3 protein-coding genes are annotated in these 3,270 nt (G+C 66.8%); all 3 read left to right on the top strand.

Features of this window, described 5'->3' with window-relative positions; genetic code table 11:
* Window positions 1-718: 718 nt before the first annotated feature.
* Window positions 719-1,897: a S1 family peptidase gene (locus VS93_RS26055; RefSeq protein WP_046472493.1), complete on the top strand. Its 1,179-nt coding sequence runs from the start codon at window positions 719-721 to the stop codon at window positions 1,895-1,897.
* Window positions 1,898-2,413: 516 nt separating this feature from the next.
* The gene (locus VS93_RS33615; RefSeq protein WP_201776770.1) at window positions 2,414-2,848 is read left to right on the top strand and encodes a 2-oxoglutarate and iron-dependent oxygenase domain-containing protein; all 435 of its coding nucleotides are present in this window, start codon (window positions 2,414-2,416) and stop codon (window positions 2,846-2,848) included.
* The coding region (locus VS93_RS33610) for a 2OG-Fe(II) oxygenase family protein (RefSeq protein WP_394298851.1) at window positions 2,754-3,270 on the top strand (517 nt) is incomplete at its 3' end. The genes VS93_RS33615 and VS93_RS33610, both read left to right, overlap by 95 nt.

Below are 3,270 nucleotides of genomic sequence, written 5' to 3'. Positions count from 1 at the left end.
CCCGGCCTTGCGGAGCAAGGCCCCGGACGTGCCCGGAATCCGGGTCCTTGGAGTCTCGCAGACCGTATTCACCACCGGTGAAGCGGCGCGGCCGCGGCGTGCTCTGTGCCCGGGACGCCGGTGCGGATCGGTTGGGGCGCGCAAAAGGGATCTCTGCGACTTTCCCTGCCTTCCTACAATTTCCTACAATTCATCTTGTCCTTTCTTCATGGTTCGGAGGGTGGTCCCGCCCCGCATTCGGGCCGCCCGCGGCGGTGCACCGCTGAGGGGCCGCTGGAAGCGTGGCCTCCACTCCCGATGGAACCCGGCATACCCCCAACACACGTGATTCTGTGCGTTCCTACGAGAACTGCCCCTGCTGATCTGGCCGTACCCGGCCACTCTTATCCCCTTGACAAGCATGGGGGTTAGTCGAAAGTCGTAGGGTCCGAATCGGTCAGACCTTTGTGGTCACCTCGGGATCCGCTCCGGAGGCGGCTGTGCCGCGCACTCCGGGTTCCGCGTCAATCCGCCGAAAGTCGGAATCTCCCCTATCCCATATCACGCTGTCGCGCGGGTTTGGGATCGCATATCGTTCCGAATCGCTAACAAAGGGCGGTAGGCGCCGGCCGCGGATGCGGATCCGAAATAAGGACGCCTGCGGCAGGGAAGCCGCGTTGATCCCCCGCTCGTTAACGCGGGCCCGCCCTTGTCCCCTCCCCCCGAAGAAAGGCAGAAAATGCGAAGAAAGAAGCCTGCTTTACCGGTTGCGTTGGGTGGCGGCGCGCTCGCGGTCGGTCTGGTCGCCGCCGGGGTGGTGCTCGTGAACTCCGGCGACCGGGACCCGGCCGCCGACCTGAGCAGCGGGCAGGACCAGGCGCAGGACCTGCTGGCCGCGATGGAGCGCGACCTGGAGCTGACCTCCGCCGAAGCCGAGGAGCGGATGGCGGAGGAGGCCGAGGCCCGCTCGATCGACAGCCGGCTCCGCTCGGAGCTGAGCGATGTCTGGGGCGGCAGTTACTTCGACGGTGACACCGGCGAACTCACCGTCGCGGTGACCGACGAGGCCGCCGCCGCCGACGTCGCCGCCGCCGGGGCGACCCCCGAGGTCGTCCCGCTGGCGGAGGAGGAGCTGAACGCCATCGTCGACGAGCTCAACGCGCAGGGCTCCCAGCTCGACAACGGCATCACCGGCTGGTTCCCCGACATCAGTACCAACACCGTTGTCGTCGAGGTCCTGAGCGGCAGCGAGGCGGCGGCCGAGCGGCTCATCGCCGACGCCGGTGTCGACGCCGAGATGGTCCAGATCACCGAAACCGACGAAGCGCCGCAGCTCACGGACGGCGCCACAGCCGACATCGTCGGCGGTGAACGCTACTCGTTCAACAACGGCGCAAGCGTCTGCTCCGTCGGTTTCGCGGTCGAGGGCGGTTTCGCGACCGCCGGCCACTGCGGTGAAACCGGTGTCGACGCCGCCTCCGAGGACGGCACCGGCACGGGCACGGTCGGCGGCTCGGTGTTCCCGGGCGCCGACATGGGCTTCGTCCAGGCCGACGACAACTGGATCCCGACCGCGATCGTGTCCGACCAGCAGGGCGGCACGCTGAACGTGACCGGCGGCGAGGAGGCCCCCGAAGGTGCCTCGGTCTGCCGCTCCGGCGCCACGAGCGGCTTCTTCTGCGGTGAGGTCCAGGCCAAGAACCAGACGGTGGAGTACCCCGAAGGCCAGGTCCAGGGCCTGACGCAGACCGACGTCTGCATCGAGGGCGGCGACTCCGGCGGCTCCTACATCACCGACGACCAGGCCCAGGGGGTCGCATCCGGCGGCTCGGGCGACTGCACCTCCGGTGGGACCTCCTTCTTCCAGCCCCTCAACCCGCTCCTGGAGGAGTTCGACCTCACGCTCCTGACGAGCTGACACCCCTCGAGTGCCCTCTCCGCAGTGATCCCCGGCGCCTTTGCGGAGGCGCCGGGGATCACGTGCTCTCCAGGGCGGAGCAGCACCGGCTCCGCCCTCGCGGTCCGTCGCCGGCATCGGCGGGAAGCGGGGCACCCCCGTTGAACACCTCCTCCAGTTCGTCGGAACCGACCGCTCCTCCCCGGAATTCCCGTGGTCCCGGACCGGTGACCACGTAAAACGAACTGATCTGTAAATGGGGCGGGAAAACTTTACCGTTCGGAAGTTGACGCCATGGACCGCCGGATCAACTGTGAAAAACACAGGCACGCTCCCTGCGCAGGTCTCTAGAGATATCGTCTTGCTGATCCGGTGATTTTGTCGCGCTGTTTCCGGGAACGCTTTCCCCGAGACAGGCCGCGAAATCGTGTGCGCCGCGTGGAATGCCGCGCGGCGGTCGGCATAAGTCCTGGTTGAAGTGAGGATTCCGAACCACTTCGGCGCGTTGCGGGCCGAGATCCTTCAAGAGAGACCGACATGTCCGAGTTCCGTACGTTCGCCCTTCCCGAGTCCGTCTCTGGTGCCGCTTCCGACACCGCCCTGGCGCGCGAGATGATCGCCGCTTGGCGGGCCGATGGCATATTCCAAATCGCCGCTGACCCGGATCAGAGCCGGAAGACCGCGAAAGCCCTGGAGGCGAGCAGGCGCTTTTTCGCCATGCCGATGGACTCCAAGTCCCGGAATGTCAGCGACCTGACATTCAGCGGTTACATCGCATCGGGAGAGGAGATCACGGCGGGGAGGCCGATTATTCGGAGATCTTCACCGTCTGCAAGGACCTCGCGCCGGACGATGCCCGGGTGCGGGAGGGCCGGCCCTGCCACGGTCCGGTCTCCTGGCCGGGTCCCGAGTACCGGCAGCACATGCAAGCGTTCATGGACGGCCTCGCCTCCTACGGCGAAAGGCTGCTGAAGCTCGCGGCCCTTGGTCTGGAGCTGGAGGACATCGACACCTTGACGCGTCTGACCCGCGACGGCTGGCACCACATGCGGTCCTGCGCTTTCCGCCGCGGTCGTCGCGGACCGTCCGGGGAATCGGAGCCCATACGGACTACGGACTCCTGGTCATCGCCGCGCAGGATGATGTGGGAGGGCTTTACGTACGTCCCCCGGTCGCGGGGGAGAAGCGTCCCAGGAACTGGCTGGAGACAGAAAGCTCGGCGGGAATGTACGAGAACGAGGACCCGTGGACCTTCGTGCGGCCCGTGCCCGGTGTCCTGACCGTGTTCCCCGGCGATATTCTCCAGTTCCTCACCGACGGCTACCCGCTTTCGACACCGCACAAGGTAAGGCTGGCCGCGCAGGTGCGCTTCACTTCTGTGAAGCAGGGCAAGG

It is taken from the genome of Allosalinactinospora lopnorensis (genome assembly GCF_000981225.1).
GTDB classification, from domain to species: Bacteria; Actinomycetota; Actinomycetes; order Streptosporangiales; family Streptosporangiaceae; genus Allosalinactinospora; species Allosalinactinospora lopnorensis.
Note: the sequence above shows the minus strand (reverse complement) of the source record. Positions and strands in the feature narration are given on the sequence as shown.

Bases quoted from the DNA above. Each gene is read 5' to 3' on its own strand.
- VS93_RS26055 (WP_046472493.1), top strand. From the start codon at position 719: ATGCGAAGAAAGAAGCCTGCTTTACCGGTTGCGTTGGGTGGCGGCGCG.
- VS93_RS33615 (WP_201776770.1), top strand. From the start codon at position 2,414: ATGTCCGAGTTCCGTACGTTCGCCCTTCCCGAGTCCGTCTCTGGTGCC.